Source organism: Frigoribacterium sp. CFBP9030 (assembly GCF_034045195.1).
Taxonomy (GTDB): Bacteria; Actinomycetota; Actinomycetes; order Actinomycetales; family Microbacteriaceae; genus Frigoribacterium.
In genome coordinates, this window is the sequence record NZ_JAXCWG010000016.1 from 1 (window position 1) to 13,606 (window position 13,606).

13 protein-coding genes are annotated in these 13,606 nt (G+C 72.3%); 8 read left to right on the forward strand and 5 right to left on the reverse strand.

Going from position 1 to position 13,606, the window contains the following annotated elements:
* The first annotated feature begins 414 nt into the window (after positions 1–414).
* The 3 genes from SOM13_RS13745 to SOM13_RS13755 all read left to right on the forward strand — a co-directional run bounded on the left by SOM13_RS13745 (position 415) and on the right by SOM13_RS13755 (position 2,818).
* Entirely contained in the window at positions 415–1,509 is a 1,095-nt protein-coding gene (locus tag SOM13_RS13745) for a hypothetical protein (RefSeq protein ID WP_320480038.1), read from the forward strand.
* A gap of 150 nt (positions 1,510–1,659) precedes the next feature.
* Positions 1,660–2,115, forward strand: a complete 456-nt coding sequence (locus tag SOM13_RS13750; protein WP_192060984.1) for a SprT-like domain-containing protein — start codon at positions 1,660–1,662, stop codon at positions 2,113–2,115.
* 58 nt (positions 2,116–2,173) lie between these two features.
* Complete coding sequence (locus tag SOM13_RS13755; protein ID WP_320480039.1) at positions 2,174–2,818, forward strand: CGNR zinc finger domain-containing protein; 645 nt, start codon at positions 2,174–2,176, stop codon at positions 2,816–2,818.
* Between the two features lie 262 nt (positions 2,819–3,080).
* Here the strand turns inward: SOM13_RS13755 and SOM13_RS13760 are convergent, their stop codons facing one another.
* Positions 3,081–3,386: a DUF427 domain-containing protein gene (locus tag SOM13_RS13760; RefSeq protein WP_192060982.1), complete on the reverse strand. Its 306-nt coding sequence runs from the start codon at positions 3,384–3,386 to the stop codon at positions 3,081–3,083.
* 102 nt (positions 3,387–3,488) lie between these two features.
* The gene (locus tag SOM13_RS13765) at positions 3,489–4,085 is read right to left on the reverse strand and encodes a hypothetical protein (protein ID WP_320480040.1); all 597 of its coding nucleotides are present in this window, start codon (positions 4,083–4,085) and stop codon (positions 3,489–3,491) included.
* A gap of 208 nt (positions 4,086–4,293) precedes the next feature.
* On the opposite strand from SOM13_RS13765, the gene SOM13_RS13770 reads away from it, so the two are divergent.
* The 3 genes from SOM13_RS13770 to SOM13_RS13780 all read left to right on the forward strand — a co-directional run bounded on the left by SOM13_RS13770 (position 4,294) and on the right by SOM13_RS13780 (position 9,196).
* Entirely contained in the window at positions 4,294–4,782 is a 489-nt protein-coding gene (locus tag SOM13_RS13770; RefSeq protein ID WP_320480041.1) for a hypothetical protein, read from the forward strand.
* A 144-nt stretch (positions 4,783–4,926) separates the two neighbouring features.
* Positions 4,927–5,592, forward strand: coding sequence for a DUF1684 domain-containing protein (locus tag SOM13_RS13775; protein WP_320477558.1), 666 nt, complete (start codon positions 4,927–4,929; stop codon positions 5,590–5,592).
* A 1,720-nt stretch (positions 5,593–7,312) separates the two neighbouring features.
* Positions 7,313–9,196, forward strand: a complete 1,884-nt coding sequence (locus SOM13_RS13780; RefSeq protein WP_320480042.1) for a DEAD/DEAH box helicase — start codon at positions 7,313–7,315, stop codon at positions 9,194–9,196.
* Positions 9,197–9,330: 134 nt separating this feature from the next.
* Here the strand turns inward: SOM13_RS13780 and SOM13_RS13785 are convergent, their stop codons facing one another.
* Both SOM13_RS13785 and SOM13_RS13790 read right to left on the reverse strand, forming a co-directional pair.
* A complete protein-coding gene (locus SOM13_RS13785) occupies positions 9,331–10,245 on the reverse strand; it encodes a hypothetical protein (protein ID WP_320480043.1) in 915 nt (304 codons plus the stop codon).
* A 181-nt stretch (positions 10,246–10,426) separates the two neighbouring features.
* Positions 10,427–10,969, reverse strand: a complete 543-nt coding sequence (locus SOM13_RS13790) for an NUDIX hydrolase family protein (protein ID WP_320480044.1) — start codon at positions 10,967–10,969, stop codon at positions 10,427–10,429.
* An 89-nt stretch (positions 10,970–11,058) separates the two neighbouring features.
* On the opposite strand from SOM13_RS13790, the gene SOM13_RS13795 reads away from it, so the two are divergent.
* Positions 11,059–11,745 (forward strand): alpha/beta hydrolase, encoded by a 687-nt coding sequence (locus SOM13_RS13795; protein ID WP_320480045.1) that lies wholly within the window; start codon positions 11,059–11,061, stop codon positions 11,743–11,745.
* 14 nt (positions 11,746–11,759) lie between these two features.
* Positions 11,760–12,440 (forward strand): SIMPL domain-containing protein, encoded by a 681-nt coding sequence (locus tag SOM13_RS13800; RefSeq protein ID WP_320480046.1) that lies wholly within the window; start codon positions 11,760–11,762, stop codon positions 12,438–12,440.
* Here the strand turns inward: SOM13_RS13800 and SOM13_RS13805 are convergent.
* The gene (locus tag SOM13_RS13805) at positions 12,430–13,593 is read right to left on the reverse strand and encodes a GNAT family N-acetyltransferase (protein WP_320480047.1); all 1,164 of its coding nucleotides are present in this window, start codon (positions 13,591–13,593) and stop codon (positions 12,430–12,432) included. The two genes, SOM13_RS13800 and SOM13_RS13805, sit on opposite strands and share 11 nt — an antisense overlap.
* Positions 13,594–13,606 lie beyond the last annotated feature (13 nt).

A 13,606-nucleotide genomic window follows, 5' to 3' on the forward strand; every position in this document is an offset into this window, starting at 1 on the left:
CCCCGCGCGCGCCCCGCGCCCCGCGCCCGCTCCGCGTGCGCCACCCCGTCGAAGTGCCCCAAAACGTTGCTCCCCCGCCCCCGACCCCCCGCTTCGGGGCACCTCGTTCGCCACCGCCCCCGCGCCCGCGCCCGCCGCGCGTCGAAGTGCCCCAAAACGTTGCTCCTGCGCCCCCGACCCACCGCTTTGCGGCACCTCGTTCGCCGCCGCCGCGCCCGCACCCGCACCCGCGCCTCCCGCGCTCCCCGCGCGTCGAAGTGCCCCGAAAGGTTGCCCCAGCGGCCCCGATGCCCCGCTTCGAGGCACCTCGTCCACCAGCCCGGCGCCACGCAGCCTCGCGAATCGGGGCGGCAAGCGGGTGAGCCTGCGCGCCGTGCGGTCCGTTCGCGGGGCGGGCGGTTACCCTCGTACACGATGAGCGAGCACGACCCCCACCTCGGATCCGCACCCGGCAGCGCCCGCCCCCAGAGCGTGCCCCCGGGCCTCGCCGCGCCTGTCGGCTCCAGGCTGGGCGGGGCCGGCGGCTTCGAGCCGATCAGCCTCCGCACGGCGGTCGACGTGCCCGCCGCCGAGGCCCGCCTCGGGGCGCTCGGGCAGAGCCGCAGCACCTCGGCCCTCGGCGAGCGCGCCGATCTGCTGAGGCTGCTCGGTCGTCTCGACGAGGCCCTGGCGATCGCCGAAGAGGCCTTCCGTCTCGCGCACTTCACCGGCGATCGGGCCGACTCGACGGCTGCGCGGATCCGTCGGGCGCACATCTTCCGTGAGCAGGGCAAGCTCGAGCGTGCGCTCAACGACCTGCACACGAGTCTCATCACGGCGTCGACCGAAGAGTGGCGCGAGCTCGAGGCCGCGGCCGCCGAGCTCGAGGGTTACACGCTGCTCGAGCTCGGCCGCCACGACGAGGCGCGGGCGAGTCTCGCCCACGCGCTGACCGCCTACTCGGCGAGCGGCGCCCCGCGCGATCGCGCGGTGGATCTTCAGAACGCCATCGACGACATCCTCCGTGCCTACCTCGCGCAGACCGACGGCCAGTCGGTCGAAGAGCTCGACGACCCCGCTTCCGGAGGCGCGGCGGAGGTCTTCGACGCCGGTCACGACGCTCCCCGCCCCGGCGACACGAACCCCACGGGCGGTCTGCCGTCCGAGTCGCTCGTCGACCCCGCGGCCGCCGCGCGGGCCGCCGCGACGCGCACCGACGACTCCGACGAACGTGCGGCCCGCCACGCCCGGCGCGACGAGGTGCCGCCCGCCCCCGAGAGCGACCGTCCGGTGCGAGCCGACACGAGCCTGTGGGGCAAGATCTCGAGCCTCGCCGCGAACGCCGCCGGTCACCGCGAGGGCGACCGGTTCCGTGACTCGTCCCCTCGGTCGGACCGCGGTGCGACCTTTGGCCGACCCGACGACGAGGACGCCGAGACGACCCGACCCGGAGCGACCGGTGTCACCGGAGTCGTCGACGCCCTGCCCAAAGACGACCAGCCGTCGACCTGGCCGTTCCCGCCCCGGTGACCCGCGCCTCCTCGGCGTGCGCGGCACCTCGCGTGCCGGTTGCGCCTCGGATGCTCGGTGCGCCCCGCGTACGCACGCTCGGCGTGACGGGCGCACGCGTGCTCGGCGTGACGGGCGTGCCTCGCGCGACCCGCGCCTCCTGATCCGCTCATGGCCGATCTCGATCGGGTGAGGCGCTGGGCCGACGCGCTGATCGCCCTGCATCTCGACCCCGCCGTCTGGAGCTTCGGCTTCGACAACGCCAAGACCCGCGCCGGGCTGTGCAACTACACCCAGAAGCGCATCACGGTGTCGAAGCACCTGGCCGGTCGGTACGACGACGACGAGATCCACCAGGTGCTGCTGCACGAGGTGGCGCACGCCCTCGCCGGGTCGAAGGCGGGGCACGGACCGCGCTGGAAGTCCGTCGCGACCGATCTCGGCTACATCGGAAGCCGTCTGCACGACGGGGCGATCGCGTCGGATCTCGCTCCGTGGGTGGGCCTCTGCTCGGCCGGGCACGAGCACTTCCGGTACCGCGAGCCGAAGCGCCCGCTGTCGTGCGGGCGCTGCTCGCGCAGGTACGACCCCGACCACCTCATCACCTGGACGAAGCGCGAGCCCTGAGCAGCGCGGCAGGGCAGAGCGGGAGCCGAGGAGGCGCGTAACCGGTTAGAGTGGTTCGGTGCAGACCGGACAGTGGCTCAGATCAGACACCGACACCCGCTGGTTCTTCGACTCGGGCTCGCTCGGGCTCGACTTCGCCTACCTCGGAGGGTTCCGCGCCGGCTCGCGCTTCGGCCCCGAGTCGGGGCTCGCGCTGCCCGCCGACGGGTCGACCCCGTGGGACGGCCTGCTGCTGCCGCCCGACCTCGACGACTGGATCGGCGAGCGCTTCGAGGGGGTCGCCGGTGCCGCGGGCGAACGCGAGCTCGCCGACGCCCGGGGTCTGCGCGACGCGATCGCCCGGCTCGCCGTGGCCGCAGCGGACGGCACCTCGACCGATCCGCAGGACGTCGACACGCTCAACCTCTTCGCCGCGCTGCCCGACGTGCCGCCGTCGCTCGAGGGTGGTCGGCGTCAGGCCGGTGCAGGGCGGCTCCGGCTGGGGCAGGCCATGGCATCGGTCGCCCGCGATGCGGTCGCGCTGTTCACGACCGTCGGGTTCGGCGGCGGGCCGGACTCGCGGATGCGGCGCTGCTCGAACGAGGCGTGCGGGCTGGTCTTCTACGACGAGTCGCGTGCCGGCAGCCGCCGCTGGTGCTCGATGCAGCGCTGCGGCAACCGCGCCAAGGTGCGAGCGCACCGCCAGCGCACCGCCGCCCACTGACCCCCGCCGCAGCGCCCGCCCGCTCGGCCGCCTCGCGCTGCACCCGCCACGCCGCCTGCACCCCCCGCACCGCCAGCACCCCCGCACCGCTCCCCCTAAGACGCCAGCACCCCCGCGCCGCTCCCCCTAAGACGCCAGAAAGTGAACACGACGCCACGTATAAACCTGGCGTCGTGTCCATCTCCTGGCGTCGTGGCGCTGTGGCGACCTGGCGACGTGGCGACGAGGGCGGCCTGACGGGCCCGACCCGCGCCTCCTCGGGTCAGTCGACGATCTGCACGTCGTTGTAGAAGGCGACGTAGCCCGAGTAGTCCGAGCCGACGCGGTCGAACGACGACGGGATGGGGGTGGGGTAGCTCCAGGCGCGGTCCTTCAGCAGGGTGTCGCCCGATCGGACGCTGAAGTACTGGGTGTCGCCCTTCCACGGGCAGTGGTACTGAGTGGGGCTCTTCTCGAGCAGGCTCTCGTCGACGCTCGACGGCGGGAAGTACCAGTTGCCCTCGATCGAGACGAGCTCGTCTTTCGGGGCCTCGGCGACGACGGTTCCGTCGGTGAGCACTGCCTTCATGGTTCCTCCAGCGGTTCGGGCGACGGGTGGTCGCGATGCGGCACAGGCTACGCCGCGCCCCCGACAGTGGGCACCGGCGCGGCCCCGGAGGCGCGGCGCAGCTCAGGAGGCGCGGGTCGCCGACACGAGGTCGGCCCGGCCGGTCGCGACGAGCTCTCCCGCCGAGGCCGACGCCGTGAGCAGGTGCGACGTCGCCCGCCGGAGCGACACCGCGGCGGCGCAGGCGACGGCCGCCTCGGGTGACGACGAGTCGATGCCGACCGCGGCGAGCGCGTCGACGACGGCTCCGGCGGCGAGCTGGTCCTCGACCGCGGGGCGGAAGCCGTCGGGCTCGACGGCGCCGGCGGCGACGATCGCGACGACGGCGCGGTCGCCCCGGTCGGCCTGCCGCTCGAGCACGCGGCGGGCGACGCCGTCGGCGTCGGCCGGGGTCGTCACGAGCAGCACCTCGACGGTCTCGGCCTGCACGGGCCCGTCGCCGCGCTCGGTGTCGTCGGCGCCCTCGTTCCGGTCAGCCCCTTCGGACCCCTCGGCGACGGCATCGAGCACGGCGGCGACCGTCTCGTCGGTCGAGAGCAGCCCGTGCCCGTCGAGGGCGTCGACGACCACGACGAGGTGGGCGCCGGGTGCGATGCGGCCGGCTCCGGCGATGCCGTGGTCGAGCCTGACCTGGTACTTCTGCTGGCCGTGCGCGTTCATCCCTCCACAGTAGGTCGGGCGAGCGGGGCGGTGGCCGAGCATGACGCGCGATGACGGACCGCCGCGACCCGCGCCTCCTCGGCCCCTCCACCGGCGAGTCCCCTCCACAGGCGAGCCCACCCACAGCCCCCGCGCCCGCGCCGCCCCTCCACAGGCGGCCCCCTCCACAGGCGGCCCCCTCCACAGCCCGCAGGAGTTGGATCGACGCATGCACGTGCAGCTCAAGATCCGCCTCGCCTGCCCCGTCGACGTCGCGACCGACGCCCTCCGCGACCCCCGCGTGATGGTCGCCGTGACGACGCCCCTGGTGAAGTACCGTTCGGATGCGCCCGAGGGCTTCCCCGAGCGCTGGACCGAGGAGGCGCACCCGGTCTCGGCGAGCATCCTCGGCATCCTGCCCCTCGGCAGCACGCACGTCGACCTCGACTGGCACGAGCGCGACGGGGCGTGGATCCAGCGCGACACCGGCACGGGCACGAGCGGCCAGTTCGCCCGGATGCGCATCAACCACCGCATGGCCGTCTCGCCCGACGGCCCGGACGGGACGCTGCTGCGCGACCGCATGGAATTCCACGCCGGCACCCTCGGTCTGCTGCTCTGGCCCGGGCTCTGGGCGACCTGGCAGTGGCGGGCGCTCCGCATGAAGGCGCTCGCGCCGACCTGGCGCGGGGCGCCGACGCACCCGAAGCACGCCTAGAAGGCGCTCGACGGGCGGGCGCCGGAGCATCGCGGACCTGAGAAGGAGGCGCGAGCAGTGTCGGAGGCGCTGCGTACGGTGGATGACGTGACCGACCCGACCCGCGCCTCCTCGTCTTCTGAAGCATCCGACTCCGCGACCCCTGTGGCCGCGGCAGGGAGTGAAGGGCCCGGGGCCTCGGCCCCTAGCGCGGCCCGGTCGGCGCTCGACATCGCGTCGTGGCGTCGGACGATCCACCGCCTCTACCGCGATGTGCGCGAATCGGCGGATCTGACGGAGGCGCACGACCTCTGGCGACGCACCCGCGACGAGCTGTTCACGACGCACCCGTCGACGCCGCTCCTGCCCGAGGACCGTCCCGGTTTCACGGGGCTGCCGACCACTCCGTACGACCCGGCCTGGCGGTTCGAGGTGGCGGTCGAGCCGGTCGAGACGCGACGCATGGTCGTAGAGACGGGCACCGACGGCGATGTGCAGTTCGACCTGGTGGGCGTGGCGGATGTGCCCGGCGTCGGGCGGCTCGACGTGTGGAAGCTCGTGCAGTACGGCGGCGGACTGTTCGTGCCGGTGAAGGATGCGCTGGCCGGCAAGCCGGGAGGGACGTACGGAGGCGGTCGGTACCTGATCGACTCGGTCAAGGGCGCCGACCTAGGCGCGGGCACCGAGCCCGGCACGATCGTGCTCGACTTCAACTTCGCCTACAACCCGAGCTGCGCCTACGACCCCGCCTGGGCCTGCCCCCTCGCCCAGCCGGGCAACACGGTCGCCGTGGAGATCCCCGTCGGCGAGCGCTACGGGACGGTGCGCTGAGGCGTCGTTCGAACGGAGGCTTGATGCTTCCGAAGTCGCCTGGCTGACGCTCAGGAGTGAAGAACGTCATCCCTGGTGGGGCTCGCTAGCCCCCACTTGTATTACTACCAGTCGTTAGACATACTGCCTACCATGTTCACTGCAGATGACGTACACCTGCGGAGAGACCCACTGTCGGCAGACGCGAGACAACCGGTGGCTCGCGATCATCAATGCCGGGATGTGACCACAGCGAGACGCCATTGGAGGTTCTGGAGCACTCTCACACTGGGCGCTTTATACCCGCTAACACTCGCTGGTCTCTTTCGCAGCGCCGTCCTTGGGCCCACCCTCCTGACGTGCAGCATTCTCCTCGTCGTCACTATTCTCTGTCTTCACGCATGCGTGGACTCGCTCCAGTCGCGCAGATCGACTGCCAGACAGCCGCGCTTCTTCATGCGCGTTCTCCATGTGATCGTCGCTCTACTCGCGGTGTGCTACATCGCATTCCATGCTGTCTACATCGTGGCCGGGCCGAATTCGACTCGCGACTGGGTGACCGCATTCCTGACCATCGCCTACCTCTTACTGGCCATAGCTCCCGCGAGTATCAGCTTGATCGCCCTCGATATCGAGGCGCGTCCGTGCGTCTCACGTGAAAACCGGAGATTGATTCTCGGAATACTCGCCGGGGCACTCGTCGCCGTCACCGTCTTATCGGTGACGAGTTGGACTTGGCGCGGGGAGTACTGATGACCCCACCCGAGCTTCTCGATGTCGCTTCGACAAGGCTCGTCGATCTATTTCTAGGCAGCTCATGAGTCCGATTCTGATCACCAGGCTGCTCACCCTCTGCTCTGCACTCATCACATTCGCACTCATCGGGGCGCAGAGCCTCGTACTGTCGATCTGGGCTCTTGAGACAGTATGTGGAGGCGTCCGGCCTGTGCAATTGATCAGGATCGGTCTGGCGACGACCCTGACAGGTTTCATTCTGATAGGGAGCGGACGTTTCGTATCCCGACGTGATCAGAGCCAGAAGGCAGCCTCCGTCACAAGAGGCGTCCGCGCCGGTGCAATGCTGGGATTCGTATTCACCGCACTGCCTGCCTGGTTTCTCGTCTCGGCCATCTGGATACTAGGACTCTGGGGCTCCCAGCAGATGGCGACCATGATCCTGCAGACGACGATCACCCTGGCCGTGACATCGACAGCACTTCTCACCATCGCCCCCGTATGGGCTCAACTCGGGCCCCGAACAGGGTCGCGTCGAAGGTCTGCGGCACCGCATCGCTTCGGTCACACCCAATGGACCATGTTCGCCCTGATGCCCGTCTGCCTGCTCGCAGCATCGATGCTCGCCGAAGCCACCTTCGGGGCGCGCTGCCGTCCGTAGAGGACCCGCGCCTCCTCGGCACCCCCGTCGCGCTTTCCGTGCACCTCCGCTAGGCTGGGGTCACTTGCGAGTCGGCCTGACCGGCTCCCTGCGTCGTAGCACGCCCCTCCCCGCCTCTCCCGTCCTGGCACACACCCAGGCAGACCAGCAGGCGCGCGAAGCTCACTCTGCGGCGAAACGATCGTGCACACCTGCACCGTCGCCACATCTCGAGCCCGGCTACGACAGCCGTTCTCCCGGCACTGCCCCGCCTTCGCGCGAACACGTCAGCACGACGTCGTCGCCCGACACGGTGGTCACGCAGCCTGGCCCGGCTCGACACCGATGCCCCGAAAGGTGCACCACATGTCAACGAACACCCTCGACACCGAGAACACCACCCCCGACGGCTCGACCGTCGACGAGACGGCCGACACCGTCACCTTCAGCTCGCTCGGCGTCCCCGCCCCGATCGTCAAGTCGCTCACGGCAGAGGGCAAGACCACCGCCTTCCCGATCCAGGTCGACACCCTGCCCGACACCCTCGCCGGGCGCGACGTGCTCGGCCGCGGCAAGACCGGCTCGGGCAAGACCCTCGCGTTCTCCATCCCCATGGTCGCGCGCCTCGGCGGCAAGCTGGCCGGCGGACAGCGTCGCGCCGGTCGCCCCCTCGGCCTGGTGCTCGCCCCCACCCGCGAGCTCGCCACGCAGATCGACGCCGTCCTGGCCCCGCTCGCCGCGGCCTACGGCATGCGCACCACCACCATCTTCGGCGGCGTCTCGCAGAACCGTCAGGTGCAGGCCCTCAAGGCCGGCGTCGACATCATCATCGCCTGCCCCGGCCGCCTCGAAGACCTCATGAAGCAGGGCTTCGTCAAGCTCGACGCCATCGAGATCACCGTGCTCGACGAGGCCGACCACATGGCCGACCTGGGGTTCCTGCCCGGTGTCACGCGCATCCTGAGGGCCACCCCGACCGACGGTCAGCGCCTGCTCTTCAGCGCGACCCTCGACAACGGCGTGGACAAGCTGGTCAAGCAGTTCCTCCACAACGAGGTGCTGCACTCGGTCGACGAGGCCAACTCGCCCGTCGCCAAGATGACCCACCACGTGTTCGAGACCCCCGACCTCGACAGCAAGAACGCCCTCGTGCAGACGCTGGCCGGCGGCAAGGGCCGTCGCATCCTCTTCATGCGCACCAAGCACCACGCCAAGAAGCTCGCCAAGAAGCTGACCGACGCCGGCATCCCCGCCGTCGACCTGCACGGCAACCTGTCGCAGCCGCAGCGCGACCGCAACCTCGCCGCCTTCCAAGACGGCAGCGCCCGCGTGCTCGTCGCCACCGACGTCGCCGCCCGAGGTGTGCACGTCGACGACATCGAGCTCGTCATCCACGTCGACCCGCCCACCGAGCACAAGGCGTACCTGCACCGCTCGGGCCGCACCGCCCGCGCCGGCGCCGAGGGCGACGTCGTCACCCTCGTCATCCCCAGCCAGAAGCGCGACGTCGCCCAGCTGATGAAGAAGGCCGACATCCGCCCGACCATCACCGCCGTCGTGCCGTCCTCGCCCGAGGTCGCCGCGTTGGTCGGCGAGGTCGCCGCGTACGTCAAGCCCGCCCCCCGTGCCGCCGTGCAGCAGCAGCAGGGTGGCGGCGGTCGCTCGCAGGGCGCCAACGCGCAGCGCAAGCGCGCCGCTCGTCAGGACTCGCAGGGCAACCCCATCGCCCGCCAGGACCGCTCGGGTCGCCCCGCGGCGGCATCGGCCGGCGGCTCGCGCGACGGACGCCAAGGAGGCGCGGGTCGCGGCTCCGAGACCGGTCGCGGTCGCGACGGTGCAGCCCGCTCGGGTGGCTCGCGTGACGGCGGACGCCAGGGTGCCGGCCGCGACGGCGGCGCCCGCCGCGACGCCGCCCCCCGCGGTGGCGCCTCGACCTTCTACTCGACCGAGTCCGGCCGTGGCGCCGTGACGCCGGTGCGCGAGGGCGGCCGTGACGCCGGCCGCGACGAGGCCCGTGGCACCCGCCAGACCGGACGCCGCGCCCAGAGCGACGGCGGCCAGAGCCGCACCAACGCCGTCCGCAACGACCAGGCCGACTTCGCGGCGTCGCAGGGCGGCCCCCGCGAAGGCGGGCAGCGCTCCGGCGGACGCCGCGCCTCCTCGGAGGGCGGACGCCCCGGCTCGCTGAAGGTCGGCGGCCTCGTCGGCGGCAAGGCCCGCACCGGCGGCGGCCAGCGCGGCGGTCGCTGACCCGCGCCTGACGGCGCGACCCGCCTGACACCCCGTTCTCAGCGCAACACCCGCATTCATCGGGGTGTAGCGCCGAGAACGGGGTGTTGCGCGTTGCAGCGGCGCGGCGCGCGCCGCGCAGCGCGCGCAGCGCGTCAGCGCACGCCGGCGCGGCGGAGCGCAGCGACGAGCGGGTCCTTCCGGAGGGCGTCGGCCCAGCTCCACCTCACGACGGCCCTCACGCCGGACAGCGAGCGCAGGGCGTCCTCTCGGCGCTTCTCGTCGATGACGACCTGCTCGGGCGTGCGTCCGCGCCTCGGACCCGCATCTCGGTACTTCACCTCGCCGTCGAACTCGCCGATGACTCCGCATTCGGGCCACCAGAAGTCGACGATCCCCACGAGCGATCCTCCCCGCGGGAACCGGGCCTGCAGCTCGGGCTTCGAGAGGCCCGCGAGATGGATGACAGCGCGACTCAGGGATTCGCCCGGCGAATCGGCGCGAGCGTCGGCGAAGGCGATCGCGGCCGCGGCGCGTCGACTGCCCGGAACGCCGGGACGCCGGGCCGCCACCGCCTCGAGCTCCGCTCGCGAGAAGGCGCCGGTGCGCAGACCGTGGTCGAGGATCACGGCGCCGCCCGCGAGATCGTGTCGCCTCACGGCGTCGACGGCGGCCTGACGAGGCACCGCGACGCGCAGACCGTCGACGACATCGACCTCGTCGCCGACGACCGGCCCAGCGTGCTGATGCGCCCAGGGGCCGACCTTGTCGCGATGACGCCGGGGGTCGATGACGTGCACGCGCTCGGGCCAGTCCCCCAGCAGCGGGAAACCGCGGAGCGCCAGCGCCGACTCGTGCGAGACGACGACCTCGTCGCCGAACCGCGGCACGACGGCGTGCACCCGGATGACATGGCGCTCGGCGGCCGTGAGCGCCTGCCAGACCGGAGTGGGCACGTAGGCGCCGGGTGCGACCCGCCGCAGAAGCCCTCGCCGGGCGTCGCGCTCGATCGCGGAGCTGTCGCCGCCCGATCGGATGACGGAGTCACGGCGGATCAGCGTTTCGAGCACGGGTCGAGCATGACGCATGTGATCCGCACGGCGCCACCCGCGCCTCCTCGGCTGTGGATGACGGGCCCAGCACCCCGAAAGCCGCGCTACACCCCGATGAATGCGGGTGTAGCGCGGCTTTCGAGGTGTCGCAGCGAACGAGCGCCGGCGCAGCGGCGGGGCGCGGCGCGGCGGCGGCGGGCTACTGCAGGGCGCCGACGGAGGCGAGGGCGCTGCGCAGCAGAGCGCCGCGCCCGCCCTCCATCTCGGCGGCCACATCGTCGCTCGCCGCCTGGTGCGGCGTCAGCCAGGTGAGCTCGAGGGCGTCCTGGCGCGGGTCGCAGGTGCCCGTGACCGGCACGACGTAGGCGAGCGACACGGCGTGCTGACGCGCGTCGGTGTAGACCGACGTCCCCGGCAGCGGGAAGTACTCGGCGACCTGGAACGGCACGGGCGACAGCGGCAGCTGCGGGAACGCCATCGGCCCGAGGTCCTTCTCGAGGTGGCGGAAGAGCGCCGTGCGCAGGCTCTCGCCGTACATCACGCGGCCCGAGACGAGCATGCGCGACATCGAGCCCTCCGACGAGGCGCGCAGCAGCACGCCCACCTCGGTGACGACGCCCATGCCGTCGACCCGCACCGGCACCGCCTCGACGTACAGGATCGGCAGCCGCTGACGTATCTGGAAGAGCTCCTCCTCCGAGAGCCAGCCGGGATTGGGGTCAGGGGTCTGCACGGAGCTCATGGGGCATGTCTACCAACCCCGTGTGACGGTCGGGTGACGAAAACGCTACGGGCGAACACGACGACGGTGGCGCTGGATAGGCTCTGGCCATGGTGCAGATCGATCCCTCCGTGGTCACGTGGTCCGTCGACGAGTCCGAGCGCGACGGCCGGCCGCTGCTGGTGCTGCTGCACGGGGTCGGTTCGCACGAGGGCGATCTGATCGGGCTGGCCCCCTATCTGCCGCAGGCCTTCGCGATCGCCTCGCTGCGAGCGCCCCTGCCTCACGGCGACGGCTTCTCGTGGTACCCGCTCGCTCTGCCGGGCTCGCCCGACCCCGCGCCGGTCGACGAGGCGGCGACAGCCGTCCTCGACTGGCTCGACTCGCTGGCCGAGTCGTACACGAGCGTCAGCCTGCTCGGCTTCTCGCAGGGCGGCTCGTTGTCGCTGCAGCTGCTGCGTCGCGCGCCCGAGCGCTTCACATTCGCGGCCGTGCTGGCCGGCTTCGTGGTCGCCGACCCCGCCTCGGCCGACGCCGACGCCGCCCTCGCGCGGGTGCGCCCCGCCGTCTTCTACGGTCGCGGCGACGCCGACCAGGTCATCCCGATCGACGCCGTGACCCGCACCGTCGAGTGGCTCGGCGAGCACGCCGACGCCGACGTCGAGGTCTACGCCGAGCTCGCCCACGGCGTCTCGCAAGACGAGCTCGACGACCTGAACGCGTTCATCTCGAGGGTGACGAACCCGGTCACCGCCGAGGGCACGCACGCGCCCGACAGCACCGACCTGGTCGTCTAGAGGGCGGCGGAGACATGGCCGACATCGTCGTCTCGGGCACCGTCACGCACCGTCATCACGCCGAGAGGGGGCTGCTCCGGCTGGCGGTCGAGCTCGAGGGCGACGACCGCGCGGCCGTCGTCGACGAGGGCATCGCGGTGCACAACCGGGTCACCGAGCAGGCGACGGTGCTGCGCCGGCAGGGCGCGGCCACCTGGTGGACGGCGCGCTCGGTGTCGGTCGGTCTCGTGACCGAGCCGGCGTCGCCCGACGGGAGCCGTGCCTCCTCGGTCCGGTACCGCACGCGGTCGACGATCGAGGTGCGGTTCCAGGACTTCGCCGCGCTGGCCGACTGGGTCGGCGAGCTCGCGCACGTCGAGGGCGTGTCGATCGACGGCATCGAGTGGTCGCTCGGTCACGCGCGTCGCGCCGAGGTCGAACAGGACGCCCGGCTCGCCGCGGTCGCCGACGCCGTGGCGCGCGCCTCCGACTACGCCGACGCGCTGGGCCTCGGCAGCCCCGTGCTGCAGGCCGTCTACGAGCCGGGGCTGCGACCGGGCGAAGGAGGCTCAGGAGGCGCGGGTCACCTCGGCTTCGGCTCGTCCCGTTCGCTGATGGCCGCCTCGATGCTCGACGACGGCGGTTCGGTGGTCTACGACCTGCACCCCGCCGACATCGAGGTCACCGCGACGATCAGCGCCGACTTCACGGCCTGAGCCTCCTGCTCCACACCCCCTCGTACTCGAAGGGGACGAAGCCGACGGCCTCGTTGACGTCGAGCATGGGGCGGTTCTCCTCGGCGTTGAAGGTGAAGACGCCCGGGTGGCCGGGCCGTTCGGCGGTGAGCAGGTCGGTCGTCGCGATCTTCAGCAGCCAGCCGAGTCGGTGGCCGCGGTGCTCGCGCAGCACGAGGGTGTCCTGCTGGAACGCCGGTCGCGACCGCTCGGCCGGCGCCTCGAGCTGGCTGAATCCCGCCAGCCGCCCGGTCGGCACGTGCTCGACGACGGCGGTGAAGCGCGTCCGTGGCCCGGCGAGCGCCTTCTCCTCGGCGTCGCGGAACCGCTCGGGAGTCCAGACGTCCTCCGGCTCGTCGACCCCGCCCGAGGGGGCGTCGGTGCTCATCCGCGTCTCGAGCGCGGCGAGGTCGTCGAGCCACCGCTCGGGTGAGCGTCCGACCCAGGTGTGCAGTCGGTAGTCGTCTCCGGCGGCGGCGCGGGCGCGGTCTCGGATGCCGGCCAGCGCCTCCTCGTCCACCGGCAACGCCAGGCGGCTGCAGCGCACCACCTGCCCGAGCACCCAGCCGGCGCCCTGCAGCAGCTGCACGGCCGCATCGTCCGCGCCGACCGACCCGGCACCGGTGGGGGGCAGGAGGCGCGGTTCGGCCTCGCCGGTCGACCGCACGTAGGCGATCGCCTGGGTCCGGCCCTCGCGGCGCGCGACCTCCTCGACGTGGGCGAGCAGCGCCGAGCCGATCCCCCGGCGCCGGTGCGAGGGGAGCACCATCACGTCGACGTAGGCGGTGCTGGCGCCGTCGCCGTCGAGTCGGCTCTCGTACGACCCGGTCGCGACGATGCGCCCGGCGTCGCGGACGACGTACCACCGCATGTCCTTGTAGGCGTCGAGCCAGTTCGGCAGCTGCTCGTCGGGCAGCCAGGCCAGGTCGTCGGAGCCGATCGCGTCGGCCCGGATCTCGTTCTCGACGGCGACCGTCTCGACGAAGTCGGCGGCGTCGGGCGCGTCGATCGTCTGCGGGATGGTGATGCGCTCGATGACGATCGGTGCTCGGTCGATGGGCGTCGGGTCGGTCGGGTCGGCGGCGGGGGTCGGGTCGGTCGGGTCGGCGGCGGGGGTCGGGTCGGTCGGGGTCATGTCGGGCCTTCCG